This window comes from Halomonas sp. HL-93 (genome assembly GCF_900086985.1).
Lineage (GTDB): Bacteria > Pseudomonadota > Gammaproteobacteria > Pseudomonadales > Halomonadaceae > Vreelandella.
Genome location: NZ_LT593974.1, coordinates 1,462,300 through 1,488,558, shown reverse-complemented (window position 1 = coordinate 1,488,558; position 26,259 = coordinate 1,462,300). Strand labels below are relative to the sequence as shown.

Annotated in this window: 26 protein-coding genes and 4 tRNA genes; 13 read left to right on the top strand and 17 right to left on the bottom strand. The window is 56.0% G+C overall.

The genetic code is table 11. From position 1 onward, the window contains the following. Positions 1 to 9 precede the first annotated feature (9 nt). From GA0071314_RS06765 to grxD, 7 genes are read right to left on the bottom strand one after another with little or no spacing between them, the layout of a single operon-like run. Complete coding sequence (locus GA0071314_RS06765) at positions 10 to 603, bottom strand: acyl carrier protein phosphodiesterase (protein ID WP_074395931.1); 594 nt, start codon at positions 601 to 603, stop codon at positions 10 to 12. Further along, positions 600 to 908, bottom strand: coding sequence for a YcgL domain-containing protein (locus tag GA0071314_RS06760; protein ID WP_074395930.1), 309 nt, complete (start codon positions 906 to 908; stop codon positions 600 to 602). Before GA0071314_RS06760 ends, GA0071314_RS06765 begins: the two co-directional genes overlap by 4 nt. Beyond that, complete coding sequence (rnd, locus tag GA0071314_RS06755) at positions 905 to 2,038, bottom strand: ribonuclease D (protein ID WP_231896525.1); 1,134 nt, start codon at positions 2,036 to 2,038, stop codon at positions 905 to 907. Before rnd ends, GA0071314_RS06760 begins: the two co-directional genes overlap by 4 nt. 50 nt (positions 2,039 to 2,088) lie before the next feature. Next, entirely contained in the window at positions 2,089 to 2,694 is a 606-nt protein-coding gene (gene recR, locus GA0071314_RS06750) for a recombination mediator RecR (RefSeq protein WP_074398458.1), read from the bottom strand. A 3-nt stretch (positions 2,695 to 2,697) separates the two neighbouring features. Continuing rightward, positions 2,698 to 3,024, bottom strand: a complete 327-nt coding sequence (locus GA0071314_RS06745; RefSeq protein WP_074395928.1) for a YbaB/EbfC family nucleoid-associated protein — start codon at positions 3,022 to 3,024, stop codon at positions 2,698 to 2,700. Between the two features lie 36 nt (positions 3,025 to 3,060). Further along, positions 3,061 to 5,013: a DNA polymerase III subunit gamma/tau gene (gene dnaX / locus GA0071314_RS06740; protein ID WP_074395927.1), complete on the bottom strand. Its 1,953-nt coding sequence runs from the start codon at positions 5,011 to 5,013 to the stop codon at positions 3,061 to 3,063. Between the two features lie 57 nt (positions 5,014 to 5,070). After that, positions 5,071 to 5,421, bottom strand: coding sequence for a Grx4 family monothiol glutaredoxin (gene grxD, locus GA0071314_RS06735; RefSeq protein ID WP_074395926.1), 351 nt, complete (start codon positions 5,419 to 5,421; stop codon positions 5,071 to 5,073). A gap of 181 nt (positions 5,422 to 5,602) precedes the next feature. Between grxD and argF the strand changes: the two genes are divergently transcribed. Then, entirely contained in the window at positions 5,603 to 6,523 is a 921-nt protein-coding gene (gene argF, locus GA0071314_RS06730) for an ornithine carbamoyltransferase (protein WP_074395925.1), read from the top strand. A 94-nt stretch (positions 6,524 to 6,617) separates the two neighbouring features. On the opposite strand, the gene GA0071314_RS06725 is transcribed toward argF, so the two are convergent. After that, positions 6,618 to 6,693: transfer RNA gene (locus GA0071314_RS06725), tRNA-Ala, on the bottom strand. 244 nt (positions 6,694 to 6,937) lie between these two features. On the opposite strand from GA0071314_RS06725, the gene uvrY reads away from it, so the two are divergent. The 7 genes from uvrY (at position 6,938) to nadB (ending at position 12,302) form a co-directional block, all read left to right on the top strand. Continuing rightward, on the top strand, positions 6,938 to 7,588 hold the full coding sequence (uvrY, locus tag GA0071314_RS06720; protein ID WP_074395924.1) for a UvrY/SirA/GacA family response regulator transcription factor: 651 nt from the start codon (positions 6,938 to 6,940) through the stop codon (positions 7,586 to 7,588). 46 nt (positions 7,589 to 7,634) lie between these two features. Beyond that, on the top strand, positions 7,635 to 9,449 hold the full coding sequence (gene uvrC, locus GA0071314_RS06715; protein ID WP_074395923.1) for an excinuclease ABC subunit UvrC: 1,815 nt from the start codon (positions 7,635 to 7,637) through the stop codon (positions 9,447 to 9,449). Positions 9,450 to 9,544: 95 nt separating this feature from the next. Continuing rightward, entirely contained in the window at positions 9,545 to 10,093 is a 549-nt protein-coding gene (pgsA, locus tag GA0071314_RS06710) for a CDP-diacylglycerol--glycerol-3-phosphate 3-phosphatidyltransferase (protein ID WP_074395922.1), read from the top strand. A gap of 85 nt (positions 10,094 to 10,178) precedes the next feature. Next, positions 10,179 to 10,253: transfer RNA gene (locus GA0071314_RS06705), tRNA-Gly, on the top strand. A gap of 88 nt (positions 10,254 to 10,341) precedes the next feature. Continuing rightward, positions 10,342 to 10,415 (top strand) — tRNA-Cys (locus GA0071314_RS06700). A 32-nt stretch (positions 10,416 to 10,447) separates the two neighbouring features. Next, positions 10,448 to 10,534 (top strand) — tRNA-Leu (locus GA0071314_RS06695). A 187-nt stretch (positions 10,535 to 10,721) separates the two neighbouring features. Continuing rightward, positions 10,722 to 12,302 carry an L-aspartate oxidase gene (gene nadB / locus GA0071314_RS06690; protein ID WP_074395921.1) on the top strand — a complete coding sequence of 527 codons (1,581 nt, stop codon included), beginning with the start codon at positions 10,722 to 10,724 and terminating at the stop codon, positions 12,300 to 12,302. A 26-nt stretch (positions 12,303 to 12,328) separates the two neighbouring features. Here the strand turns inward: nadB and GA0071314_RS06685 are convergent, their stop codons facing one another. Both GA0071314_RS06685 and GA0071314_RS06680 read right to left on the bottom strand, forming a co-directional pair. Further along, positions 12,329 to 12,727: a hypothetical protein gene (locus GA0071314_RS06685; protein WP_231896524.1), complete on the bottom strand. Its 399-nt coding sequence runs from the start codon at positions 12,725 to 12,727 to the stop codon at positions 12,329 to 12,331. Next, positions 12,687 to 12,980 (bottom strand): FAD assembly factor SdhE, encoded by a 294-nt coding sequence (locus GA0071314_RS06680; RefSeq protein ID WP_074395920.1) that lies wholly within the window; start codon positions 12,978 to 12,980, stop codon positions 12,687 to 12,689. The genes GA0071314_RS06685 and GA0071314_RS06680 overlap by 41 nt, the downstream gene beginning before the upstream one ends. Positions 12,981 to 13,188: 208 nt before the next feature. Between GA0071314_RS06680 and GA0071314_RS06675 the strand changes: the two genes are divergently transcribed. The 3 genes from GA0071314_RS06675 to lapB all read left to right on the top strand — a co-directional run bounded on the left by GA0071314_RS06675 (position 13,189) and on the right by lapB (position 15,113). Next, positions 13,189 to 13,485, top strand: coding sequence for an integration host factor subunit beta (locus GA0071314_RS06675; protein WP_074395919.1), 297 nt, complete (start codon positions 13,189 to 13,191; stop codon positions 13,483 to 13,485). A 125-nt stretch (positions 13,486 to 13,610) separates the two neighbouring features. Further along, entirely contained in the window at positions 13,611 to 13,916 is a 306-nt protein-coding gene (locus GA0071314_RS06670) for a lipopolysaccharide assembly protein LapA domain-containing protein (protein ID WP_074395918.1), read from the top strand. Then, the gene (gene lapB / locus GA0071314_RS06665; protein ID WP_074395917.1) at positions 13,917 to 15,113 is read left to right on the top strand and encodes a lipopolysaccharide assembly protein LapB; all 1,197 of its coding nucleotides are present in this window, start codon (positions 13,917 to 13,919) and stop codon (positions 15,111 to 15,113) included. Between the two features lie 24 nt (positions 15,114 to 15,137). Here lapB and pyrF read toward each other — a convergent pair whose 3' ends face one another. Then, positions 15,138 to 15,845 carry an orotidine-5'-phosphate decarboxylase gene (gene pyrF, locus GA0071314_RS06660; protein ID WP_074395916.1) on the bottom strand — a complete coding sequence of 236 codons (708 nt, stop codon included), beginning with the start codon at positions 15,843 to 15,845 and terminating at the stop codon, positions 15,138 to 15,140. 200 nt (positions 15,846 to 16,045) lie between these two features. Here pyrF and GA0071314_RS06655 point away from each other — a divergent pair, with 200 nt between their 5' ends. After that, positions 16,046 to 16,330 carry a ComEA family DNA-binding protein gene (locus tag GA0071314_RS06655; RefSeq protein ID WP_074395915.1) on the top strand — a complete coding sequence of 95 codons (285 nt, stop codon included), beginning with the start codon at positions 16,046 to 16,048 and terminating at the stop codon, positions 16,328 to 16,330. Between the two features lie 54 nt (positions 16,331 to 16,384). Here GA0071314_RS06655 and GA0071314_RS06650 read toward each other — a convergent pair whose 3' ends face one another. Genes GA0071314_RS06650 through GA0071314_RS06625 form a run of 6 tightly spaced genes read right to left on the bottom strand, consistent with a single transcriptional unit; the run spans position 16,385 to position 24,577 of the window. After that, on the bottom strand, positions 16,385 to 17,872 hold the full coding sequence (locus GA0071314_RS06650) for a bifunctional 2-methylcitrate dehydratase/aconitate hydratase (RefSeq protein ID WP_074395914.1): 1,488 nt from the start codon (positions 17,870 to 17,872) through the stop codon (positions 16,385 to 16,387). 11 nt (positions 17,873 to 17,883) lie between these two features. Further along, positions 17,884 to 19,068 carry a 2-methylaconitate cis-trans isomerase PrpF gene (gene prpF / locus GA0071314_RS06645; RefSeq protein ID WP_074395913.1) on the bottom strand — a complete coding sequence of 395 codons (1,185 nt, stop codon included), beginning with the start codon at positions 19,066 to 19,068 and terminating at the stop codon, positions 17,884 to 17,886. A 16-nt stretch (positions 19,069 to 19,084) separates the two neighbouring features. Then, entirely contained in the window at positions 19,085 to 21,709 is a 2,625-nt protein-coding gene (gene acnD, locus GA0071314_RS06640; RefSeq protein WP_074395912.1) for a Fe/S-dependent 2-methylisocitrate dehydratase AcnD, read from the bottom strand. 12 nt (positions 21,710 to 21,721) lie between these two features. After that, a complete protein-coding gene (gene prpC / locus GA0071314_RS06635) occupies positions 21,722 to 22,849 on the bottom strand; it encodes a bifunctional 2-methylcitrate synthase/citrate synthase (protein ID WP_074395911.1) in 1,128 nt (375 codons plus the stop codon). A gap of 42 nt (positions 22,850 to 22,891) precedes the next feature. After that, positions 22,892 to 23,779 (bottom strand): methylisocitrate lyase, encoded by an 888-nt coding sequence (gene prpB / locus GA0071314_RS06630; protein ID WP_172822130.1) that lies wholly within the window; start codon positions 23,777 to 23,779, stop codon positions 22,892 to 22,894. Positions 23,780 to 23,836: 57 nt separating this feature from the next. After that, the gene (locus GA0071314_RS06625; protein WP_074395909.1) at positions 23,837 to 24,577 is read right to left on the bottom strand and encodes a GntR family transcriptional regulator; all 741 of its coding nucleotides are present in this window, start codon (positions 24,575 to 24,577) and stop codon (positions 23,837 to 23,839) included. 273 nt (positions 24,578 to 24,850) lie between these two features. On the opposite strand from GA0071314_RS06625, the gene pabB reads away from it, so the two are divergent. Beyond that, positions 24,851 to 26,206 (top strand): aminodeoxychorismate synthase component I, encoded by a 1,356-nt coding sequence (gene pabB, locus GA0071314_RS06620; RefSeq protein ID WP_074395908.1) that lies wholly within the window; start codon positions 24,851 to 24,853, stop codon positions 26,204 to 26,206. The last annotated feature ends 53 nt before the right edge of the window (positions 26,207 to 26,259 follow it).

Here is a 26,259-nt window from a genome sequence, read left to right as displayed (position 1 = left end):
AAATCACCTTCACTTGCTACTTGTGTGCGTTGGGAAACGGCGCTCGCTACCTAGCGCATCGTAAAGCGCTGGCCATAGCTCCGCAAAATCGTCCTTCAAATGAGCGTAATCATCATGTAGCCATGGAACAAGCTCCGCCAACCGATTGGGGCCTGAAAGCCGCCTGCCCACACCGGCAATCGCTTGGCAGGTAAAGTCAAAATCAGCATAGCGGCGCAGCCAATCATGAGTAACTAACGGCTCTACTATGGCCGCCAGGCGGTTAGGCGCTGAGCGTTCACTCAACAGTCGATAACAGCGCTCAATCAATACTTGCTGCGAGTGATCAGCATGGTGCTCAAGGGCAAGAAAATGATCCCAGACAATGTCCAGCGCAATGCCAACAAAACGTCGCTGCGCAGGAGGAGACCGGCGTAACACTGATTTGACAAGCGGATGACTGTCCACCCAGGCATCCACCTGGCGATGATGACGAATACCCAGCGCGGTTGCATCAGGCCAAGCTGAGAGATCTTTCCCCTTAACGCCGTCGGCAATCAGATTGCCATAAAGAAAATCATGGCTGCCGTCGCGGGCAAGCCAAGCGTGGGCAAGAAAGTTCATTCGCCTGGCGAGTTGTTGCGCGAACGCTGTTGGGCGAGATGTTCGGTCAACAGGTCAGCTTCATTACCAGGCGGCATCTGAAAATAAAATCCTTGCGTTTCAATTGCTTCCATCACCTCAGCAGTATTAGCACGCGCCAGCTTTTTATCAGCGGTCAATATCATGGTTAGCAATGGCTGGGGTTTACCAAACGACCCCAATAGCGCCTCGGGGACATGCTCCAACCCTTGACGCTTATTAACATAAAGGTACATTTCTTCTTTACGCGGGCTTTTATAAATTTCACACAGCAGTTTATCGCTCACTCTGCCTGCTCCTCCAACGCCTTGGTTAGATCAACATTTAGCCGTTCGCCTCGCCAGCCTAGAGGCAGGCTCAAGGGCGACCCCACCAGAGATTGCATGACCAGCGCTTCCACATCACGGCGGCGCATCAAAACCTCAGGCGCAACCCCCAACTCGGTTGCGTGGCCGTTGATGACCTTCTTTAACGCCTTGAAACGACGCTTGAAGGCTGGCTGCATCGGGTCAGGCCAGGGCGTAGGCAGCGCTTCGACTGGCAGATGCGTCGCCTGCTTGACGAATCCAAGCAACGCATCGCCCTCTTTTTTGACCAACGGTGGGGTCATACCTTCAACGCGGGCAAGTTCATAACGGTTAGTCGGCATCGCTTCGGCAATCGCCATCAAGCGTTTATCGCTGATTAGCCAGTTACGCGGCAAATCGCGTCGGCGCGTCTCTCCTTCCCGCCAAGTGGTCATTAGTTGATACGCTGCTAACTGAGGCGCTGTGAGGCGCCATAGCTGGCGCTGGCGGGTGTACCACTGCGTGTCGTTGTCATCGCTACGCCCTGCCTGAGCGATGAGTTGGCGACAGTCGCTTTCCAGCCAATCCAAACGATCAAGCCTCTGGAGCTCGTCGCGCTGTTTAGCCCACACTTCTAATAGGTAAATAACGTCTAGCGCAGCATACTCACACTGAGCGGCTGTCAACGGGCGCTCCAGCCAATTGGAGCGCGTTTCTTCCTTGGGCAGCGATGTCCCCACCCACGCCTCGACAAGTTTCTGATACCCCATGCCAGGGTTGTCACCGAGAAACCCTTGCGCCAACTGGGTATCGATCAAGGGGCTTGGCAGCACGCCTGCCCAAAGCTGGAAAACCTCCAGGTCTTCACTGCAGGCATGCAGCAATTTTATCGCCTGATTTTGCAGCAGGTCACGAAAAGCATCGGTGCAAGGCGTTGCCAACGGGTCTACCAGGAACGCCTGTGTACCGGCACTAAACTGAATCAGTGCCGGTACAGGGAAAAAGGTATTTTCGCGGAAAAACTCGGTGTCCAGCGCAATGACAGACGCATCAGCCACCTGCGCACAGGCTTGATCAAGCGCTTGAGGCGAAGCAATCCAACTGATATCAGCGGGTTGAAATGAGGACAAAAGACAAATTCCCTGTTATGACAACCGCCTGAGCGCTTGCTTAAAATAAGTTATTCGCTACTAAACGGTTGGCGGCCGTTGAATGCGCGGCTTAGCGTACCACCGTCTACGTATTCCAGTTCGCCGCCCATTGGAACGCCGTAAGCAAGCCGCGAAAGCGTCACCCCGTGGTCAGCCAGCAACGCCGCGATATAGTGTGCAGTGGCCTCGCCTTCAACCGTTGGGTTGGTAGCAAGCACCACTTCTGTTATTAGCCCTTCCGCAACGCGGGCCTCGAGCAAATCAAGGCCGATGGCATCAGGCCCGATGCCATCCAAAGGCGACAGGTGCCCATGCAGCACGAAATAGCGCCCCTGAAAGCCGCCGGCCTCTTCAATCGCCAGTTGATCTGCGGGCGATTCCACCACACAGAGCAAATGATCATGACGACGGGGGCTTTCACATAACGCGCAAATATCGGCTTCGGTAAGGGTTCGACAACGACGGCAGTAACCAACTTCTTCTATTGCCTGCTGGATGACGGAGGCCAGCCGTTTACCGCCAGGCCGCTCCCGCTCCAGCAAGTGCATGGCCATACGCTGCGCAGTTTTCGGCCCTACCCCTGGTAAGACGCGAAAAGCTTCCATTAACTGCTCGACAAGCGGAGAAAACCGCATCATTTAAAATGGCATTTTGAAGCCAGGGGGCAGGTTCAGCCCGGCAGTGGCTTCTTCCATTTTAGCTTTCGAATTGATCTCGACTTTGCGAACCGCGTCATTGACTGCGGCGGCCAGTAGATCTTCCAGCAACTCTTTGTCTTCTTGCATGACGCTTGAATCGATATCGACTGAAATCACGTCATGGCGGCCATTCATGGTCACTTTCACCATGCCAGCCCCCGCCTCACCCAGCACTTCGGCTTCGGCGACTTCTTCCTGGGCCTGCTGCATTTTTTCCTGCATTTCTTGGGCTTGTTTCATCAAGTTACCCATGCCGCCTTTCATCATGGTAGAACTCTCCATTCATTAGTTGATCGCACAGCGTTAGCGCGACTCATCAACGGGTTTGACACTGGTTTCGACAAGCTGTGCGCCGAAGGCCTGCTTTAACTCTACTACATGGGGGTCGCGCTGCAAGACATCAACCGCCTGGGCATGACGCTCCGCCTGGCAACGCACTTCACGCTGACGTGGCGTTTCCACCGCGTCGGATAGATCGTCTACAAAAAACACAATACGTCGGGATACCCCGAGCTCAGCCAATGCATCTTGAATACGCGTTTGGTGAACGTCAGCCTGCATTGCCGCCTGGCTAGGCGCCAATCGAAGCGTCAGCGTATGCCCATCATCGCTCTCTAGCTGGCAGTTGGCCGCTAGGCTGCGCGTTAGCCCCCCAAGACCCAGGGCATCGAACTGCGCAAGCCATTGACCATGATCCCAACGCTCAACCAGCGACACTGAGGCGCTGGCTTGCGCAACTGGCTCTGGCTCTGGCTCTGGCTCTGGCTCTGGCTCTGGCTCTGGCTCTGGCTCTGGCTCTGGCTCTGGCTCTGGCTCTGGCTCTGGCTCTGGCTCTGGCTCTGGCTCTGGCTCTGGCTCTGGCTCTGGCTCTGGCTCTGGCTCTGGCTCTGAGCTCAGTGTTGGCGGTTCTTGCGGCTCGTCAAGCGCCCAAGGCGGGGGGTCAGTTACCTCTTCGTTAGTAGAGGGCTCCTCACTAACGGAAGCTTCCTCGCTATCCGGTATTTCTACGCTATTCGCTTCTTCGTCTCGGCTCACCGGCGCCTGGGGTGGCGGGGCTGAGTTAGCTACCTCTACCTCGGGCTGCCCGCTTTCCTCAGCAGTTGGCGTGGCCTCAGGCTGAAGCGGTAGCTTGGTCGTCGGTGGTTTAGGCACGCCTTGGGGGCGAAACGCCAGCATCCTGAGCAGCGTCATTTCCAGCGCACTGCGTAAATCGGGGGCGTGTTGCATATCACCACGGCCCTGAATACCGATTTGGTAGTACAGCTGGATATCCTCGGCGCTGAAACGCGACGCTAACTGAAGGATAACGTCGCGATCGCCGTGGCTGTTGTCCACCGCATCGGGGACCATCTGCGCCACCGCCAGGCGGTGTAGCATTCCGGTGACATCGTCCAACACAGCGGCAAAATCGGGGCTTTGCTCGGCCAACTGGCCAACTTCTGAAAGCAAGCGCGGCACATTGACCTCGGCTAGCGCTTCGATAAGAGCAATCACGTGACGGTGATCCAGCGTCCCCAGCATCGCTGCCACATCAGCATGCCTTACGGCTCCCTGGCCAAAAGCAATGGCCTGATCGGTCAGGCTCATGGCATCGCGCATCGAGCCTTCAGCCGCCTTACCCAACAGCCAAAGCGCGCTTTCGTCAAACGCGACACCTTCACTCGTTAAGATATGCGTCAGGTGGGTCACCACCCGCTCTGGCGGCATATGCTTTAGCGTGAATTGCAGACAGCGCGAGAGCACTGTGGCGGGTAGCTTTTGTGGGTCGGTGGTAGCCAGCAGAAACTTGACGTGGGGAGGCGGCTCTTCAAGGGTTTTCAGCAGCGCGTTAAAGCTGCTCGTCGAGAGCATATGCACCTCATCAATGAGGTACACCTTGTAGCGCCCCTGAGTAGGAGCATATTGCACGTTATCGAGCAGTTCGCGGGTGTCTTCAACCTTGGTCCGCGAGGCAGCGTCCACTTCAATTAGATCGACAAAACGCCCTTCGTCAATGGCTTGGCAACTATCACACTGACCGCAAGGCGTTGAGGTGACACCCTCATCGCCGCGCCCATTGGCCGTGCAGTTAAGGCACTTGGCCAATATGCGCGCAAGCGTGGTCTTGCCCACGCCCCGCGTGCCGGTAAACAGGTACGCATGGTGTAAGCGCCCCTGGTCAAGGGCATTGACCAGGGCGCGCTGAACATGGGCCTGGCCCACAAGTTCGTGGAATGTACGCGGCCGCCATTTACGGGCCAGAACCTGATAGCTCATTGAGCATGACATCCTTAGGCGGAGTGGTTTGTCTATCCAACGGGCTTAACAAGCTGGCTAGGCATTATCACCGCTTTCATTGGCGGCGGCACGCTGCCCCGCCTCTTTTACCAGCGTTTCCAGCTCGCCATTCTGATGCATCTCGATAACGATATCGCAGCCACCCACTAGCTCGCCTTCAACCCACAGCTGCGGGAAGGTAGGCCAGTTGGCAATTTTCGGCAATTCGGCACGAATATCCGGATTATCCAGCACATTGACGAACGCAAACCGCTCGCCGCAGCTCATCAGTGCCTGAACGGTCTGGGCTGAGAAGCCGCACTGCGGCAGCTGAGGCGTGCCTTTCATATAAATCAGGATCGGGTTTTCACTGATTTGACGCTGGATGTTTTCGGCTGTTGTGCTCATACAGTCTCCTAGTCTTGATCAAGGCGATTGATTCGTCGTGCAGCATGCATTCGGCGATATAATGAAATGCCCGAGTGTACTGCTCAACCTTATTCGGTGTTTGTCATTCTACGCGTGCCAACCACGTTGCGCATCCCCCAGGGCATCGCTAGGATAGGGTTTTTGCGCGGAGACTACCTTCATGGCGACACGCCATTTCCTGACATTACTGGACTTAACGCCCGACGAGTTACACTACTTAATCCAGCGTGCCATCACCATTAAGAGCAACCTAAAGGCGCAAGGGCCGCGCTACACGCCGTTGCCTAACCGCACACTGGCGATGATTTTCGAGAAATCGTCTACGCGAACGCGCGTGTCGTTCGAGACTGCCATGGCACAATTTGGTGGCCATGCGCTGTTTCTATCTCCCCGTGATACGCAGTTGGGCCGCGGCGAGCCCATCGAAGACACCGCCCGTGTGCTGGCCGAGATGGTCGATGCGGTAATGATCCGCACCTTCTCCCACGCCGGGCTGGAAACCTTCGCCAAGGCCAGCGACGTTCCCGTGATCAATGCGCTGAGCGACGACTACCATCCCTGCCAGTTGCTCGCCGACGTCATGACCTGGACCGAGCTGCGCGGTAGCGTCAAAGGCCGCACTGCGGTATGGATTGGCGATGGCAACAACATGTGCCACTCCTGGATCAATGCAGCGCGCCAATTCGGTTTTCATCTAAAAGTTTGCTGCCCCAAGGGCTATGAGCCTCGCGCTGACATCATGGCAGCGGCTGGCGACCACGTAACGTTACTCCACGACCCGCAAGCGGCTGCCGACGGTGCCGATCTAATCACCACCGATGTTTGGGCGTCCATGGGGCAAGAGGAAGAACAGGCCAAACGTGAAGCTGACTTTGCCAGCTTTCAGGTCACCGAGGCTTTACTTGATAGTGCCAAGCCAGACGCGCTGTTTTTGCACTGTCTGCCCGCCCATCGCGGTGAAGAGATTAGCCACACCCTTTTAGACGACCCACGTGCCGTCGTATGGCAAGAAGCCGGCAATCGCCTTCATGCTCAAAAAGCGCTTATCGAATTCCTGCTGCTGGGCAAAGTAAGTGATTAACAACAGACGCATTGTTTGTTTATAACACCTTGACAAACCGCCATAAAAAAACGCCTGGCCGATAAATTCGGCCAGGCGTTTTTTATAATATTCTTGGTGGAGCCTAGCGGGATCGAACCGCTGACCTCAACACTGCCAGTGTTGCGCTCTCCCAGCTGAGCTAAGGCCCCACATGCTGTCGTTGCAACAGCGAGGCGCATACTACGATGCCATATGCTACGGGTCAAGGTTTTACGTATTTCTCAGGTTACTAATTCTCCTTTGGCGATAGCTGTGGCACTCTATAGGACTAACAGGGTCATATAGTCACATTTAGCCTGCTTGTTTGGCGGACGATGGGGTGTACGCGACACCGACCCGGCTTCTGAACCCACCGCTTACGTATTGTGACGTTTCAATGCAGGAGCTAGTCCCTTGATCAACGTTTTAATTGCCGATGACCACCACCTGGTGAGAACAAGTATTGCCCACCTACTGAATGATGAGTGTGATATTCATATTGTAGGTGAGGTGGACGACGGTGAAGGTGCCGTATCCAAGTGTCGCCAATTGAGACCCGATATAGTATTGATGGATATCCGCATGCCGGGGATTGGCGGCCTGGAAGCCACCCGCCGCATTCATCGCGGTATGGAAGATATCAAAGTGTTGATCCTAACCGGCCATCTAGAAGATAACGTTGCCAGACGCATGTTGGAAGCGGGCGCTTCCGGGTTCTTGAGCAAAGGCACCGACGCCACTGAAATGGTCAACGCTATTCGCGAGGTGTTTCATGGCCGACGCTACATCAGCCAAGAGATTGCCCAGCGTCTTGCCATGCTACACTTTCACACCGAAGACAGCCCTTTCACCCAACTGTCGCACCGCGAGCTGCAAATAGCGCTAATGATTGTTAACTGCCAGCGGGTTCAGGATATTTCCGACCGATTGCATCTAAGCCCTAAAACAGTCAATACCTATCGTTACCGCCTGTTTGAAAAGCTCCAAGTAGCCACCGACGTGGAGCTAACGCACCTTGCATTACGCCATGGCTTGGTAGAAGGGTTTGATCGAGCGGAAGGTTAATTTCCCGTTAGCCATTGAGCCGCAATAAAGGCAGTAACGCTTGACTATGACCTTTGATGCCAAAAAGTTTTTAAGCACGGTTAGTACATCTCCTGGCGTCTATCGCATGCTAGACAGCTCAGGAAACACCCTCTATGTCGGCAAGGCGAAGCGTTTAAAAGCTCGCTTAGCCAGTTACTTCCGTGGCCAACTCAACACCAAAACCCAGGCCATGGTCGGGCGCATCGCGGACGTTCAAGTTACTGTCACGCGCAGTGAAACGGAAGCACTGCTGCTCGAACAGACCCTGATCAAGGAACTGCGGCCTCCGTACAACATCCTGCTGCGCGACGACAAATCATACCCTTTCGTGTTTGTCAGCGACCGGCACCCCTACCCCGCTCTCGAATACAAACGCGCCCGTCAACGACGTGGCGATGGACGTTACCTCGGCCCCTACCCCAGCAGCGGCGCGGTACGCGAAAGCCTTGCCCTGATGCAAAAGATCTTTCGCATCCGCAACTGCGAAGACAGCGTTTTCGCTCACCGCTCGCGCCCCTGTCTGCAGTATCAGATTCAACGTTGTAGCGCGCCCTGCGTCGATTACATCTCCGCCGAAGATTACCGTCGCGACGTTGAGCATGCCGTGATGTGTTTGGAAGGCAAAAGCGAGCACGTCACCCAGGAGCTGACCGCATCGATGGAGGCGGCAAGCCAGGCGTTGGATTTTGAAGAAGCCGGACGCTTTCGCGACCAGATACAGCAGCTGCGCCAGCTCCAGCAGCGCCAGTTTGTCGACACCGAAAGCGGTGATGCGGACATCTTTGCGCTGGCCCAGCGCCCAGGTGCACTGGGCATTTCGGTGCTGAGCGTGCGCGACGGTCGGTTACTCGGCGCACGCCACCACATGCCCAAGAACGACCTCGACCTGACGCCGGAACTGCTACTCACCGAGGTCGTCAGCCAGTACTATCTCGGCCAGCCGCACAACATTCCAAGCGAAGTGATCACCAGCCACCCGCTCGAAGATACTGCCCTGCTGGCGGACGCCCTCTCGCATCACGCCGGCAAACGCATCCGGGTCACCAGTCAGGTACGTGGCCACCGCGCCCAATGGCAGCACTTGGCCATGACCAATGCAGAACAACAGCTAGCCTCGCAGCTTGCTAATCAGAGCCAACTGAGCGAGCGCTTCAGCGCCTTGCAACAGGCACTGGGGCTAGAGAAAACACCCCAGCGACTGGAGTGCTTTGATATCAGCCACAGTCACGGCGAGGCAACGGTTGCCTCGTGCGTTGTGTTCGATCAGCAGGGTCCTCGCAAAAGCGATTACCGCCACTTCCGTATAGAAGGGGTCGCAGCAGGTGACGACTACGCCGCCATGCAGCAAGCGCTAACGCGCCGCCTCAAGCGGATTAAAAATGGCGAAGCCATAGCGCCTGATATTTTGATTGTCGACGGCGGGAAAGGGCAATTGAATATGGCCCGTGAAGTATTGAGCACGCTGGCTATCGACACGATCACGCTGCTCGGTGTGGCTAAAGGCACCACCCGTAAAGCCGGCCTGGAAAGCGTTTTTATCGATACGCCAGATCATCCATTGCCGCTCGACCCTGCCTCGCCGGCACTGCATCTTATTCAGCATATTCGCGACGAGTCCCACCGTTTTGCCATCGCGGGCCACCGTGCCCAGCGTGATAAAGCACGACGTACGTCGACGCTGCAGGATATCCCCAATGTCGGTCCCAAGCGGCGGCGTGAACTACTGCGCTTTTTTGGTGGATTACAAGGCGTACAAAAAGCCAGCCGCGCCGAGCTAGCCCGCGTTCCAGGCATAAGCGAAGCACTGGCTGAAAGTATTTATAGCGCTCTTCATGGATAAAACGCATCGTTAACATAGATGCCATCGGCCAAGGCAGATAGAATGACACCAACCATTTTGTTTCCATGACCCCACGGCAAGGATCGCAGTTCGCGATGAATATACCCAACCTCTTAACGCTCGCTAGAATCGCGTTTATTCCACTGCTGGTGGTGCTATTTTATTTGCCCTTCAGTTGGAGCATGCCCATCGCCGCTGGCTTGTTTGGCCTTGCGTCAGTGACAGACTGGCTCGATGGCTATTTGGCACGCCGCTGGAATCAATCCACGCCGTTCGGGGCCTTCCTAGACCCGGTCGCCGACAAACTGATGGTGGTCGTCGCGCTAGCGCTGCTAATAGAGCGCTTTGATACGCTACTGTTAACGCTTCCCGCGCTGGTTATTATCGGACGCGAAATCGTCATTTCAGCGCTACGCGAATGGATGGCGGAAATGGGCAAGCGAGGCATGGTGGCGGTATCCTGGATAGGTAAGCTAAAAACGACCCTACAAATGGTCGCCTTGCTGGTTCTGCTCGCCTTCCCCCCCGACAACCCCCTAGCACACCTAGGTGTGGTGATACTTTATGCAGCGGCTATCTTAACGCTCTGGTCGATGATTCAATACCTCAAATCCGCTTGGCCGCATTTAAGTCGCTCCATGTAAGTCGCTGATTCTTAAACGCGCCTCAGTGCCGGAAATGTTTGATTGACAAGCGAAATGCGTTGCGTATAATTCGCCCTCGAGTCGAGCGGGAATAGCTCAGTGGTAGAGCATCGCCTTGCCAAGGCGAGGGTCGGGAGTTCGAATCTCCTTTCCCGCTCCATTTTGGATTGTGTGGAAAATCAGGTGAGGGTCGGGAGCTGGAACGCCAGCCCGGTCGAATCTACTTCCCCGCACCAACGACTCAATGAGGCTGGATGGCAGAGTGGTTATGCAGCGGACTGCAACTCCGTGTACGCCGGTTCGATTCCGACTCCAGCCTCCATTTTTAAGTGCACCGATTCCCATCGCTGCGCTGCCCGGATGGCGAAATTGGTAGACGCAAGAGACTTAAAATCTCTCGGGGGCAACCCCGTGCCGGTTCAAGTCCGGCTCCGGGCACCACTTCCTGCAACACCCCTCCAATATTGACTATATCCCAGCCATTATTAGCATCCTTAGATAATTCAGCCTCTGTTCATCGCCATCTGCCTGACACCGCGCTATCATGCCTGCCGTTACCCAATTAGTGATCAGCCACCGCTCATCACGTTGATTGGATGTTTAGGTTTCGCTTGCTAAGGAGCACCCCATGACAACGCCCACCTCGGATATTTTGATCATCGGTGGCGGCGTTGCCGGTTTAACTCTTGCTTTAACGGTCGCCGACACGCACAGCGTGGCACTGATTCGTCCGGCTCAAGACGACAAAGGCGCTAGCCGCTGGGCACAAGGTGGGATTGCCGCCGTTCTTTCGCCCGACGATCATGTGGATGACCACGTCAACGACACCCTAATTGCCGGTGACGGCTTATGCGATGAGCAAGCAGTCCGCTTTACCGTCGAACACGGCCCTGAGGCTATTGCCTGGCTGATTGGTAGCGGCGTGCCCTTCACCCCCGACCATACGGCGAATGCACGTTACCCTTTCCATCTAACACGCGAAGGCGGTCACAACGCACGGCGTATCATTCACGCCGACGACGCTACCGGGCGCGCCGTGGTTGATACGCTGTTACAGCGTGTTTTGGCACACCCTAATATCAGCCAGTACCACCACCTTAGCGTGGTAGGCTTAATGCAAGATGAGCAAGGGGCATGTATAGGCGCTTATGCGCTTGACGAGCAACAGCAGTGGCATGCCCTAACTGCCCATCACACGGTGCTCGCAACAGGGGGCGCTAGCGGCCTCTACCAGCACACCACCACTCCCGCGCCCAGCAGTGGCGAAGGTATGATCATGGCGGCGGAATTAGGTGCCACCTTGATGAACCTAGAGTTTCAGCAGTTTCATCCCACCTGCCTTTACGACCCCGATGGCCCGGCGTTCCTGATTAGTGAAGCCGTGCGCGGCGAAGGCGGTTACTTGCTCAACGCGGCAGGCGAGCGCTTTATGCCAGCGCTGGACACAAGAGCGGAGCTCGCTCCGCGCGATGTGGTAGCGCGCGCCATCGATGCCGAAATACAGGCACAGACGCTGCCGCATGTATGGCTTGACGTCCGCCATTTAGGTGACGAGGCCATTCACCACCACTTCCCGACCATTCAGGCACACTGCGCCTCGCGCGGTATCGATATTACCCAGCAACCCATTCCAGTCGTGCCCGCCGCCCACTATAGCTGTGGCGGCGTCGCGACTGATCTCACGGGAGCAACGGGGGTGCCCAGACTTTTCGCGATTGGCGAAACGGCCTGCACAGGGCTACACGGTGCCAACCGCATGGCCAGCAACTCGCTTCTGGAGTGCCTGGTATTTGCGCGTAGCTGCGCACAGGCGATTCAACGTACCGCGCCCGACACAGCGCAATATGACATCAAGTTACCCGCATTACCCGCAGCACATGGCATCATCGACACGCAGGTCGGTGCGCTGCGCCAGCAGACACGCGCCATTATGAGCCAGCATGTGGCCATTGTGAGAAGTGCCGCTGGGCTCGCTACTGCAAGTGACCTACTCACCCAGATAGCCGACACGCTTGCTGAACTGAGCGAACAGCAGATGACCGCCGAGGCTCAGCGTTTACAGCAGCTAATTAATCTCGCCCGGTTAACGGTAGTGGCGGCCCAGCAGCGCCATGAGTCAAGGGGATTACACTACACGACGGACTGGCCTGGTCACGCTGAAAACAGCCAGCCTTCACGGCTAACACTCAATGATCTGAGCAAGCACTAGCGCGTTGATAGATGTGAGAATAAACGTTAACGGCCTGGCGAGTGAAATAACCGACGTACCGCACGGTGCTCCTCAGGTGGCACGCTGTCTGGCCAAAGCCACACACGCTGCTGACCTACTTGCAAGCCTATCAGCCACGGCATTAGATAATCACAGTGCACTACCAATGCGTCATCGAGGTCACCTTGCGGTAACAACCAACGACCCAGCGGCCCCTCAGCCTGGGGTAATAGATAAAGCATGCCGCTAGGAAGCTGCTTAAAACTACGCCACAAATATATCCCCCCGACTAAGACCACTAGCGCACCCGCCAGCCACCCCATGACGATCAAGCACATCAAAGCAAGTCCAAGCAGTAGACCGCTTTGCAACGCCCACCAAAGCTTAGAGCGTACGATAGGCAGAATTATCGGTGTTTTCGGCATGTTCAACGATCATTTTAACGACGCGATGTAACGCTGGGTCTTCAGGCCATTCACGACGCATCAGCCAAACAAATAAATCCTGGTCTTCTTCATCAATTAATTGATGAAACGCATGTTGATCATTTTCATCCAAATGGTCGTAGCGCTGTTCTAAAAAGGGAATCAACAGTAAATCCAGCTCCCACATACCTCGACGTGAGTGCCAATAAAGCCGCTTACGGGCAATAGCGGCTGGGGATGTGTCATCGCTCAACGTTGGCCTCTCTTAGGTGAGTAAATGGAATGAGAGGTCAGTATACCTAAGCCACAGGGTCGCGCCAGCGCCAAGCTTGTCCTATGCTATTACCGATTGTAGTACCTTGTTTTAGCTAAATTGTTTTATCCCCTATTGCGCAGTATGCTGAGACAGGTGGCAGATAGGTCGTATTGATCGGCCTTTAACGTCCGCAGGGAGCTAACCGATGACAAAATCTGAATTAATCGAACAAATTGCCATGCACCAACCCGAACTTTCGGCAAAAGAAGTTGAGACAGCGGTTCGCATCATTCTCGACGATATGACCGACGCACTGGCCAGTGGAGGGCGAGTCGAAATTCGTGGTTTTGGAAGTTTTTCGCTTCATTACCGTGAGCCACGTACCGGGCGCAATCCGAAAACCGGCGAACCCGTCGAGCTTGAAGGCAAATACGTCCCTCATTTCAAACCGGGTAAAGAATTACGCGAGCAGGTCGATGCCAGCCGCGCATTAGGGTATTAACACTCAAAAAGGCGTTAATACCGTATGCGAATCTTTAACCGGTTTTCATGCCTTCTTTGGATGACGCCGGGCAACGACTCGTACACAATGGTACTACCGTGAAAGCTACTGACTAGGAACCTCTCATGCGTTGGATTAAAGGGCTGATTCTGGCCATTATTTTGCTGGTGGTACTGCTTGTGGGCATTTTGTTTGCGGTCAACAACCAGCAAACCATTGCGCTCAATCTAATTTGGCTAGAACTACCTGCCATTTCGCTATCCGTCTGGCTGCTGGCGACATTAACCTTGGGTGTGTTGGTCGGCATGCTCGCCATGATGGGGGTGTATATTCGCCTCAAAGCCAAGTTGGCGCGCAGCGAACGTCACAGCAAACAACAACGCAAGGAACTTGACCAGCTGCGCACGCAGGAGTTTAAGGAACTGGCTTAAATGCTGGATATCGCGCTGCTGGGCGTTTTATTTGTCGCCATTGCGATAGGCTACGGGCTTGGCTTTCGTCAAGCGTCTCGGCGCTCACCCGAAACGACGCCTACCAATAGCGGCCTCTCCCGAGACTACTTCGTCGGGCTGAACTATCTGCTCAACGAGCAACCCGACGAAGCCATCAATACGTTTATCAATGCGCTGGACGTCAATAGCGATACCGTCGAGACCCACATCACCCTGGGTAGGCTATTTCGTTCGCGGGGTGAAGCCGACAAAGCCGTCAGCATTCATCAGAATCTGCTGGCACGCCCGGCGCTCTCCGATGCTACCAACGCGAAGGTACAACTGGAGCTTGCGCGCGATTTTGTGGCGCTGGGGGTTCATGACCGTGCTCAGCGACTGCTAAGAACGCTGCTCGACCAGGACCACGATAGCGAACTGCGCTACCCCGCTAAACGACTGCTGATCGATTTATTAGAGCGCGAAAAGGACTGGCAAAGCGCCTTTGACACCGCCGCTCCGCTATTTAAACAGTACCCCAACATACGCCGGGCGGCGGCCCATTGGCAGTGTGAGCTGGCTGAGATTGAGACCGCCAATGCCAGCCGGGCGTTGGCCAAACGCCATTTGAAAAAAGCCTTACAGCTCGACCCACAGTGCGTGCGCGCCAACTTAATACTCGCCGATCTCGATATGGATAACGGCAGTTATCCCCAGGCAATCAGTCGCTTAACGCGTATTCTGGACCAAGATATCGCTCATCTACCGACCATGCTGCCAGCGTTAAAGCGCGCCTATCAGCGCAACGACGATGTCGTCGGGCTTGAAACACATCTAAATCAACTGATTGAGGTCGCTCCCTACACCAGCTTAATCATCGAGCTAGGTGAGCTGGTTCATCATCGGGATGGAGTCGACCCTGCCATTAGCGTCACTGGCGAACTACTTAGCCGCGCCCCCAGTTTACGAGGGCTCAACTATCTGGTTGATCTGTATATTGAAAGCCAGCGCCTGCAGGGCAGGGACTCGCCGGATACGCGCCTGGTGCTGCTCAAATACCACACCGAAGCATTATTGAAGGACCGTCCTCGACATCGCTGCCTACGCTGCGGCTTTACCAGCGACGCCCTGCAATGGCAGTGCCCTACCTGTCGCTATTGGGGCACCATCAAACCGATTATCGGCGTAGAAGGCGAGTAGTGATCGCAGCACCGAATGGGTAACTTATAGCCGTACCCCCAGTTCTTTCTCGATAGCCATCAACGCGTCCATCGGGCTTTCTGCCTGGGTGACTGGGCGTCCCACCACTAAGTGCGTACTGCCTGCCTGTATCGCCTCACTGGGGCTCATAATGCGCTGCTGATCATTAGCGGCGGCGAACGCAGGCCGGATGCCTGGGGTCACTTTCAAGAACGCGTCGCCACACAGTGACGCAAGCTGAGCCGATTCCTGGGCGGAACACACCACGCCATGCAAACCACTTTGCTGGGCTAATTGAGCCAGCCGCGTTACATGTTCGCCAAGCGTTGAAGATACCCCGATCTCCGTCAGATCGTCGGCCTGCATGCTGGTTAGCACCGTGACGGCTATCAAGCGAGTCTCAAGGCGCTGCTGCTCTAACCGTTTAGCCGCCGCCTCCATCATCGCCCGGCCACCGCTGGCATGCACGTTGACCATCCACACCCCCTGCTCCGCCGCCGCTTCGACCGCGCTGGCCACGGTATTGGGGATATCATGGAATTTAAGGTCCAGAAATACCTCAAAGCCCCTCCCGTGCAATGCTTCCAGCACGGCCGGCCCGCTGCGGGTGAATAACTCTTTGCCAACTTTAAGCCGGCAGCGAGACGGATCCAACTGATCGGCCATACACAGCGCCGCATCCAGCGAAGGGTAATCAAGTGCGATAATCAGCGGTGATTCAGTAACAGCCATGCCAAGCTCCCCAAGTGTTTCGGCGCATTATATCAGTCGCCCCGGCTCGCTATGTAAGCCTTTTGCCATACACACATGGCAAAAGGCTTACATGATGAATCGCTAATCTCCGACAGCATCGCTCAGAAATCCAGTTAAGGTGAAAGAGCGGGGGATTTCCCGTTAACCACAGGACGGATAACCAACATAAGGGGCTTGGAATGAAGCTATCACTGAAAGGATTATTTGCCGCATTACTCTTGAGCATCGGCATTGGGGTTGCCAGCAACGGCCTGGCCCAAGACATTGCCCCGATTAATATCAATAGCGCCGATACCGAACTGCTTGATGAGCTGCCGGGCATCGGCCCAAGCCGCGCTGAGGCAATTATTGAGGATCGCGAAGCGAACGGCGACTTCGAAAACGCCGAAGACCTGACCCGCGTCAGTGGCATTGGGCCAGCCACCGTTGACCGTATGCGCGACCAAATTACTGTTGAGGACTAAGCGCACGAGTGCAAACACCGCCTGATCGCGCTAGCGTATCGGGCGGTTCGCTATTTAAGGGGTCATTTCCCATAGCGCCATAAAATTATCGACCGGCATTGATGAAAGTGCAGCATGGTCATTGCACGCGAGCCTAATCGCCTCACAGCGGCGCGCGGGAAAACGGGTGGCAAGATGGCGCTGAAATTTCTCCATTAGCAGGTGCATGCCTTCGTCGCGGCGGCGGCGATGGCCCAGCGGATACTCCACTACTCTCTTCTCGGTGGCCGTACCATCATCAAAAAACACCTGCACAGCATTGGCAATCGAACGTTTATCAGGATCATGATAAGCGCTTGAATAATCAGAATCTTCTTCCACAACCATTTTTGCGCGAAGCTGATCAATCAGCGGGTGTCGCGCGTGAAAGTCATCTTCGTAGTGGTCAGCGGTTAATTCTCCCTGCATCAAGGGCACCGCCACCATGTACTGCAGGCAGTGATCACGGTCAGCAGGGTTAGCAAGCTGCCCGGTCTTGGAAATGATGCGAATAGCCGCTTCATGGGTGGTGATCACAATACGCTCGATAGATGCTAGGCGATCTTTAACCAGAGGGTGCAACGCCACCGCCGCTTCACAGGCGGTCTGGGCGTGAAATTCAGCGGGGAAAGCCACTTTGAATAAAATATTTTCCATCACGTAGCAGCCCAGCTCACGCTGGAAGTGGAGCTTACGCTCGCCCTCGGGCTTGAGACTGAGGTCTTTATTGCTATGGCTAAAGGAGACGTCGTAAAACCCCCATTGAGGCGCTGTCAAAGCACTGGGAATGCCCATTTCGCCGCGCATGGCGATGTCCGCCAGACGCACAGCGCGGGAGGTGGCATCCCCCGCTGCCCAGCTCTTCCGGGAGCCTGCATTGGGCGCATGACGATAGGTGCGCAGGCTTTGGCCATCTACCCAGGCGTGTGAGAGTGCCGAGAGCAACTGCTCACGGTCAGCGCCCATCAGCTTGGCGACAACGGCGGTGGAGGCCACTTTCACCAGCACCACGTGGTCAAGGCCCACGCGGTTGAAACTGTTATCCAGCGCTAAAACGCCCTGAATCTCATGGGCCATGATCATGGCATGCAGAACGTCGCCCATCACCAGAGGCGCAGCACCTTTGGCCACTCGCTTTTGGGAGAGATGGTCCGCAACGGCAAGAATCGCGCCCAGATTGTCAGAGGGGTGCCCCCACTCCGCAGCAAGCCAGGTATCGTTGTAATCAAGCCAGCGCACGATGGTACCGATATCCCAGGCTGCTTTTACCGGATCTAGCCGCAGCGAGGTACCCGGTACGCGGGCGCCATGCGGTACCACCGTGCCCTCAACTAGCGGGCCAAGGTGCTTGGTACATTCCGGGAAACGCAGTGCCAGCAACCCACAGCCCAGCGTATCCATCAAACAGTAGCGCGCCGTTGCCAGTGCTTCCTCTGAAGGCGCGCCAAAGTTGAGAACGTAATCCGCCAGAGTCTGAAGCTCTGCATCGTAGTCAGGACGCTCGTTGACGTCGGCGGTCTGCATGGCATTGCCCCCTAATGGTTTAGCGTATCGCCCGGGACGCGCACGGCTCCTTCCATCAACACCCGCGCACTGCGGCTCATTACGGCTTTATCAATTTGCCAGCGCCCTTCAATCAAGCTTGCCTGCGCGCCCACACGCAAACTGCCTGAAGGATGACCAAACGTTACCGCGTCGCGCTCCCCGCCACCCGCTGCCTCATTGACCAACGTACCGTTAATTGACGCTGCCGCGGCAATCGCCACGGCCGCTGTTCCCATCATCGCGTGGTGTAGCTTGCCCATTGAAAGCGCCCTTACTACCAGATCGATAGCTTTGCTGCTTACTGCTTTTCCACTAGAAGCAGTATAGCTGGCCGACGGTGCGACAAACGCTACTTTCGGCGTATGCTGGCGACTGGCCGCCTCATCTACGTGCTTAATCAGCCCCATGCGCACGGCGCCATGGGCACGGATAGTTTCAAACATGGCAAGCGCCTTGCTGTCGCCATTGATAGCATCCTGAAGCTCGGTACCGGTATAACCAATGTCGGCAGCGTTGATAAACACCGTAGGAATACCCGCGTTGATCAGCGTGGCTTTCAAAACGCCCACGCCCGGGACATCCAGGTCATCCACCAGGTTGCCGGTGGGGAAGATGGCCCCTTCGCCATCGGCCGGGTCCATAAAGGCCACCGGGATTTCTGCAGCGGGGAACGTCACGCCGTCGAGCTCAAAGTCACCGGTCTCCTGCACCTCCCCGTTGCTAATTGGCACCCGTGACACAATGGTTTTCTGGATATTGACCTGCCAGATGCGCACCTCGACCACACCGTTTTCCGGGATGCGCCCAGGATCAACGAGGCCGTTGGTAATCGCAAAGGGACCCACCGCCGCGGAAAGATTGCCGCAGTTGCCGCTCCAATCCACAAAGGGCTTATCGATGGAGACCTGGCCAAATAAATAATCAACGTCGTGTTCCGACGATTCACTTTTCGACAGAATCACCGTTTTACTGGTGCTGGACGTTGCCGCGCCCATGCCGTCGATTTGCTTTTCGTAAGGGTCGGGGCTGCCAATCACCCGCAGCAGCAGCTGATCTCGCGCTTTGCCGGGCCGCTGGGCGGCATCGGGCAAATCACTGAGTTTAAAAAACACACCCTTACTGGTGCCGCCACGCATATAGGTGGCGGGGATTTTGAGTTGGGGGCCATAAGGCATTTGATGTTATCTCCAGCTAGGCAGCGGTGGATTCAAGAAAGTCCTGGGCGAACCGCTGCAACACACCGCCGGCGGTGTAAATCGACACCTCCTCGGCGGTATCCAGACGACAAATCACCGGCACACGCTCGGCACTACCACTTTGGCGATGGATTACCAGCGTGAGCTTGGCCCCCGGCTGCGGCGCCCCCTCTACATCGTAAATTTCGGTGCCGTCCAACGCCAATGTGTGCCGCGTTGTACCCTCTTCGAACTGCAGCGGCATCACGCCCATGCCGATCAAATTGGTGCGGTGAATACGCTCGAAGCCTTCGGCCACAATGGTTTCGACCCCGGCCAGCGCAACGCCTTTGGCCGCCCAGTCACGAGAGGACCCTTGACCGTAGTCGGCACCGGCGATAATGATCAACGGCTGCTTGCGGGCCATGTAGGTTTCGATTGCCTCCCACATCCGCGTGACCTTACCCTCGGGCTCAACGCGGGCCAGCGACCCTTGCACCACCTTGCCCTGCTCGTCGTGGACCATTTCGTTAAACAACTTAGGATTGGCCAACGTAGCGCGCTGGGCGGTTAAATGGTCGCCCCGGTGGGTGGCGTAGGAGTTAAAGTCCTCCTCGGGCAGGCCCATCTTGTCCAGATATTCTCCCGCCGCGCTATTCAACTGAATCGCGTTAGAAGGCGAAAGGTGATCAGTGGTGATGTTGTCCGGCAGAATCGCCAGCGGGCGCATACCCTTCAAACCGCGCTCTTTAGCCATATTGCCTTCCCAGTAGGGCGGGCGACGAATATAGGTGCTCTGGGGGCGCCACTCATACAGTGGGCTAACCAGGGTTCGCGCCGCCTTCTGCAGGTCGAACATCGGGATATAGGTATCGCGAAACTGCTCGGGTTTTACCGACGATTTCACAATCGCGTCGATCTCGCTGTCGTCAGGCCATATATCTTTCAAAGTGACCGGGTTGCCCTGGGCATCGTGCCCTAAAATATCCTTTTCGATATCAAAGCGGATCGTACCGGCAATGGCGTAAGCCACCACCAGCGGTGGCGAGGCCAGAAACGCCTGCTTGGCGTGGGGGTGAATACGCCCGTCGAAGTTGCGGTTACCCGACAACACCGCCGTAGCGTATAAATCGCGCTCGATTATCTCTTCCTGAATCTTCGGCTCCAGCGCACCGGACATGCCATTGCAGGTGGTGCACGCGTAGGCCACCACGCCAAAGCCCAGGTCTTCCAGCTCGCCCATCAAGCCAGCTTCTTCCAGATACATCTTGACGGTTTTTGAGCCAGGCGCCAGCGAGGACTTGACCCAAGGTTTGCGGGTTAAACCCAGCCTGTTGGCGTTACGGGCAATCAACCCCGCCGCCACCATATTGCGCGGGTTGGAGGTATTGGTGCAGCTGGTGATGGCGGCGATAATCACCGCGCCGTCGGGCATCCGGCCAGCTTTCTCTTCTGCTCGGGCTTTATCCATATCCCCCGCGATACCGTTTTTGGCAAGCTCTGAAGTGGGTAAGTGGGCGTGGGGGTTGGATGGCCCGGCCAGGGTGCGCGTTACGCTTGACAGATCAAACGTCAGCACCCGCTCGTACTCGGCCGTGGTCAGGCTATCGGCCCACAAGCCAGTATGCTTGGCATAGGCTTCAACCAACGCCACCTGCTCGTCTTCGCGACCGGTGAGCTTGAGATAGTCGATGGTTTGGCTATCGATATAAAACATCGCTGCCGTGGCGCCGTACTCTGGCGTCATGTTGGAGATCGTTGCGCGGTCGCCCACGGTTAGCGCATCGGCACCTTCACCGTAAAACTCCAGGTAGGCGCCGACCACACGCTCCTTGCGTAAAAACTCGGTAATCGCCAGCACCATATCGGTACCGGTAATGCCCGGCTGTAGTTTGCCGGTAAGTTCCACGCCGACGATATCCGGCAGGCGCATCATCGAAGCTCGACCCAGCATCACGCTCTCCGCCTCTAGGCCGCCCACGCCCACCGAAATTACCCCCAGGGCATCGGTCATCGGCGTGTGACTGTCGGTGCCTACACAGGTATCGGGAAACGCCACGCCCTGCTGGACTTGTACCACGGGGGACATCTTTTCCAGATTGATCTGGTGCATGATGCCGTTGCCCGGCGGGATTACATCGACGTTCTCGAAGGCCACTTTCGTCCAGTTGATGAAGTGAAAGCGATCATCATTACGACGATCTTCAATGACGCGGTTTTTCTCAAAGGCGCCCTCTTCTGACCCTGCGTGCTCGACCGCCAAAGAGTGATCGACAATCAGTTGGGTGGGCACCACCGGGTTGACCTTCGCCGGGTCGCCGCCTTTATCGGCAATCGCATCGCGCAGGCCCGCTAAGTCAACCAGCGCGGTTTGGCCCAGAATATCGTGGCAGACCACCCGCGCCGGATACCAAGGAAAGTCCAGGTCGCGCTTGCGCTCAATCAGTTGCTTGAGCGCGTCGGTCAGTTGCGCCGGGGCGCAGCGGCGCACCAGTTGCTCCGCCAATACCCGCGACGTAAAGGGCAGCGTAGCGTGAGCGCCGGGCTGGATATCCTCGACAGCCTGGTAGGTATCAAAATAATCGATGGCGCCACCATCGACCGTCACACCCGGTAGCGGCTTGCGATAATCAGTATTCATGGTCACTCTCACTCAGTCGCGCGCTTCAATGGGCACCCATTCGCTCTTTTCAGGGCCGGTGTAATCGGCACTGGGACGAATAATGCGGTTATTGGCACGCTGCTCAAACACGTGCGCGGCCCAGCCCGTCAAACGCGACATCACGAAAATCGGCGTAAACAGCTTGGTGGGGATATCCATGAAGTGGTAGGCGCTGGCATGGAAGAAGTCAGCGTTGCAGAACAGCTTCTTCTCGCGCCACATGACCTCTTCACAGCGCTCCGATACGGGATACAACACCGTATCGCCTACATCGTCGGCGAGTTTTTTCGACCAATGCTTGATGATCGCGTTACGCGGGTCAGACTCACGATAGATAGCGTGACCGAAGCCCATGATTTTCTCTTTGCGCTCGAGCATGCCGAGCATTTCACGCTCGGCTTCTTCCGGTGACGACCAGTTTTCAATCATCGCCATCGCCGCTTCATTGGCGCCGCCGTGCAGCGGTCCACGCAGCGTGCCAATCGCTCCGGTCACGCAGGAATGCATGTCGGAAAGGGTCGAGGCACAGACACGGGCGGTAAACGTAGAAGCGTTAAACTCGTGCTCAGCGTAAAGAATCAGCGATACGTTCATCACCCGGGCATGCAATTCAGACGCTGGTTTATCGCGCAGCATATGCAGAAAATGACCGCCCACCGAGGCATCGTCAGTCTCGGTCTTGATACGCACGCCATCGTGGGTGAAACGGTACCAGTAGCAGATAATCGACGGCAGTACGGCGAGTAGTCGATCGGCAACGTCATCCTGCTCACCAAAGCTTTCCTCGGTTTCCAGATTGCCCAGCATCGAGGTGCCGGTCCGCATCACATCCATGGGATGGGCGTCTTTGGGAATCTCTTCCAGCACGGTTTTCAAGGCGCTGGGCAAACCGCGCAGGCTTTTCAGCTTGGCGATGTAGTCATCCAGCTCGGCTTGGTTGGGCAGTTTGCCCTTCAACAGCAGGTAGGCCACTTCTTCAAACTTGGCTTTCTCGGCCAGCTCTTTGATATCAAAGCCACGGTAGGTTAGCCCTGAGCCGGTTTTTCCTACGGTACACAGCGCAGTGGAACCCGCGCTCTGGCCACGGAGTCCTGCACTATTTTGCGGTTTATCAGCCATATTGTGTCTCCTGCTAGCGTGTCTTTTATAGGTTGTAAATTATTAAGTGTCTTTCTGCTCGGCAAATAGCGCATCGAGCTTTTGTTCGAAGTCGTGGTAATTCAAAAAGTCGTAAAGCTCATCACGGGTCTGCATAGTGCCCACAACGTCTTTCTGGTGGCCGTTATCCATAATGCTTTGATAGACGTGAAGCGCGGCAGCGTTCATGGCCCGGAAGGCGGATAGCGGATATAGCACCATCCGGCAGCCCACCTCACCCAGTTCCTGCTGGGTGAACAGCGGCGTGGCGCCAAACTCGGTAATATTGGCAAGAATCGGTGCATTGACACGCTCGCAAAACGCCCGGTAGTCATCCAGCGTATGCACCGCTTCGGCGAAGATGGCATCGGCACCCGCGTCCACGCAGGCATTGGCACGTTCAATCGCGGCGTCCAGCCCCTCTTTCTGGAAAGCATCGGTACGCGCAATCAGATAAAAATCCGGGTCGAGCTTGGCATCGGCGGCGGCTTTGATGCGATCGACCATTTCCTGCTGGGAGACAATGGCCTTATTGGGGCGATGTCCGCAGCGCTTCTGGGCGATCTGATCTTCCAGATGCACCGCCGCCACGCCTGCACGCTGCATTTCCTTGACGGTGCGAGCGATGTTAAAGGCGCCGCCCCAGCCGGTGTCGATATCTACCAGCAGTGGCACATCGGTAGAGCCGCAAATACGATGGGCGTCTTCCACCACGTCGTTCATGGTAGTCATGCCAAGGTCCGGCAGCCCAAAAGAGGCGTTAGCCACACCGCCACCAGACAAGTAAATTGCCTGGTGGCCTACCCGCTCGGCCATCATCGCGGTATAGGCATTAATAGTGCCAAGGATTGGCAACGGCCGATTCGCCTCCAGCGCCGCCCGAAAGCGTGCACCGGGTGTTAAACCTGACAAGGTTGCATGAGACATGGGCGTAGACTCCTGTTTAATCCGACACGGGCAAGCGGCGTTTTAATCCGCGGGTGTCGATGATTGTTGTTCAAGAATGGCGGCATAACGGTCAGCGACATTGGCGCGGGAAGCGCTCACATGGCGGCGCATTAACAATTCGGCAAGCTCAGCGTCGCCGGCTTCAATGGCATCGACAATGCGGTGATGTTCCACAAAGGCCCGCTGGGGGCGCGTGCCACTGGCGCTAAACTGGGTGCGATAAAGACGCACGAGGTAGTAAAGATCGTCGCACAGCAGGTTCATCAGCATCTTGTTATGGCTGCCCTGCACGATACAGTAGTGAAAGTCGAGATCGCCTTCGCGCTGATAATAGGCTTCGCCACGCTTTAAATCCGCCTGACCTTCATGCAGCGCCAGTACATCCCGCAAGCCTTGCACCTCTTCCGGCGACATATGCTCGGCAGCAAGACGGGCCGCCATACTTTCCAGCGCCTCACGCACGTCAAACAGCTCAATCAGCTCTTTCATTGAGAGTTTGACAACCCGCGCCCCGACATGGGGGACCCGCTCGATTAAGCGGTGGGCTTCCAAGCGGCGCATCGCTTCACGCAACGGCCCGCGTGAAATACCGTAAGTTTTTGATAAACCTGGCTCGGTAATTTTGCTGCCTGGGGCGAGCTCACCGCGAACAATGGCATCCTGGAGTTGCTGGAAAACCCGCTCCGCAAGCGTGCGCACTTCCGAAGAAGTCACCTCATGACCAGATGAATCTTTGTTTGTAGTCACAGCTGATAACGTCATGGCAAATTGTCGACAATTAAATGGTAGGCCAACTTTAGCCCTCCACAAAACCACCGTCAACCTTGCTTATCGTTCGAGCAAGTAAGTCTTTTGTCGTACGACTTAGGCCAATAACGCCTTTCAATGTCAACAATCTATCGAAAAGCGCAAAACCACCAATGGCATTTTTTTAAATCATGCTAATAACGTGAAAAAGCCGTCTAGAAGATAAACTGGTGTCCTTGTTTAACGCCCTCTAAAATACCTTGCCCCACTTGGCTAGGCGTTTGCTTCATGACATCGGCGATAACACTGACGGCACTGCCCTATCTACCCGATCCATTGACGACGTTCGCAGCACTACGCCAACGCCCTGGGGCGGTGTTGCTTGATAGCGGGCGTCCGGTGGCCAACGGCCGGTTCGATATCATGAGCAGTGACCCACTGGCGATGCTTGAGATTGATGTCAACGGTCACTCACGGGTCACGTCTGATCAATTCGATGTACCCAGCGACTGGCCAGATGCATTTGCTCCCCAGCAGTGGCTTCTTGAACAACTTCCTATTCCTTCACAGGAAATGGGAGAGCTTCCCTTTGCAGGCGGGTTGATCGGTTACTGGAGTTACGACCTGGGCCGTGAACAGCAATCCATTGCCAGCCAACAACCTTGCGTCACTACCCTGCCACAAGCCCGAATTGGCCTGTACGACTGGTGCATTACCTTCGATCATCACACCCAACAGGCGTGGCTGGTCGCAAGCGATGAGCGCCGTGCTCAGGTCATGCGTTGGCTTGGCCACTCGGTGCCAGTCGCTACGCCCTTTTGCCTGACTGCCTCTTTTCAGGCGGAACTCAGTCGCGCTGATTACCACCGACGTTTTCATGCCGTGCAAGACTATATCCGCGCGGGCGACTGTTACCAGATCAACCTGGCCCAACGCTTCTCGGCACCGTATCAAGGAGATGAGTGGCAAGCCTACCTGCGTTTGCGCCATGCAACGCCAACGCCCTTTTCAGGGTTTATGGCGTGGCATGACAAAGCCGTGCTATCACTCTCGCCCGAACGCTTTATCCGCTGCCATGAAGGGCAAGTAGAAACCCGACCTATTAAAGGAACCCGCCCCCGCGGGAAAACTCCCGAGGCGGACCGCGCGCTCGCCGAAGAGTTGCTTAACAGTCGCAAAGACCGCGCTGAAAACGTCATGATTGTGGATCTGTTACGCAATGACCTCGGCCGTATCTGTCTGCCCGGCACCATACAGGTCCCCCAGCTATGTCATTTAGAAAGCTACCCTAATGTTCACCACTTGGTGAGCGTCATCCAGGGCAAGCTTCCCGACCCACGTGCAGCACTCGCGCTGCTGGCTGCTGCGTTTCCTGGCGGTTCGATTACCGGCGCACCCAAAATTCGCGCCATGCAGATCATCGATGAGTTAGAACCCTGCCAGCGCAGTGTTTACTGCGGCAGCCTTGGCTATGTCGACGTGCGGGGAAGCATGGACACCTCTATCGCTATCCGCACCATGGTAGCGGATGCGGGCAAGCTTCACGTGTGGGGAGGAGGAGGCCTTGTAGCCGACTCCCAAGTCGACGAGGAATACACCGAAACACAGGATAAAATCCGCCATCTGATAGGCGCATTGGAATAAGAAAGGGCAATATTTAAATCAAAAAGGAATATAAAACCCAAACCAAACGGTAT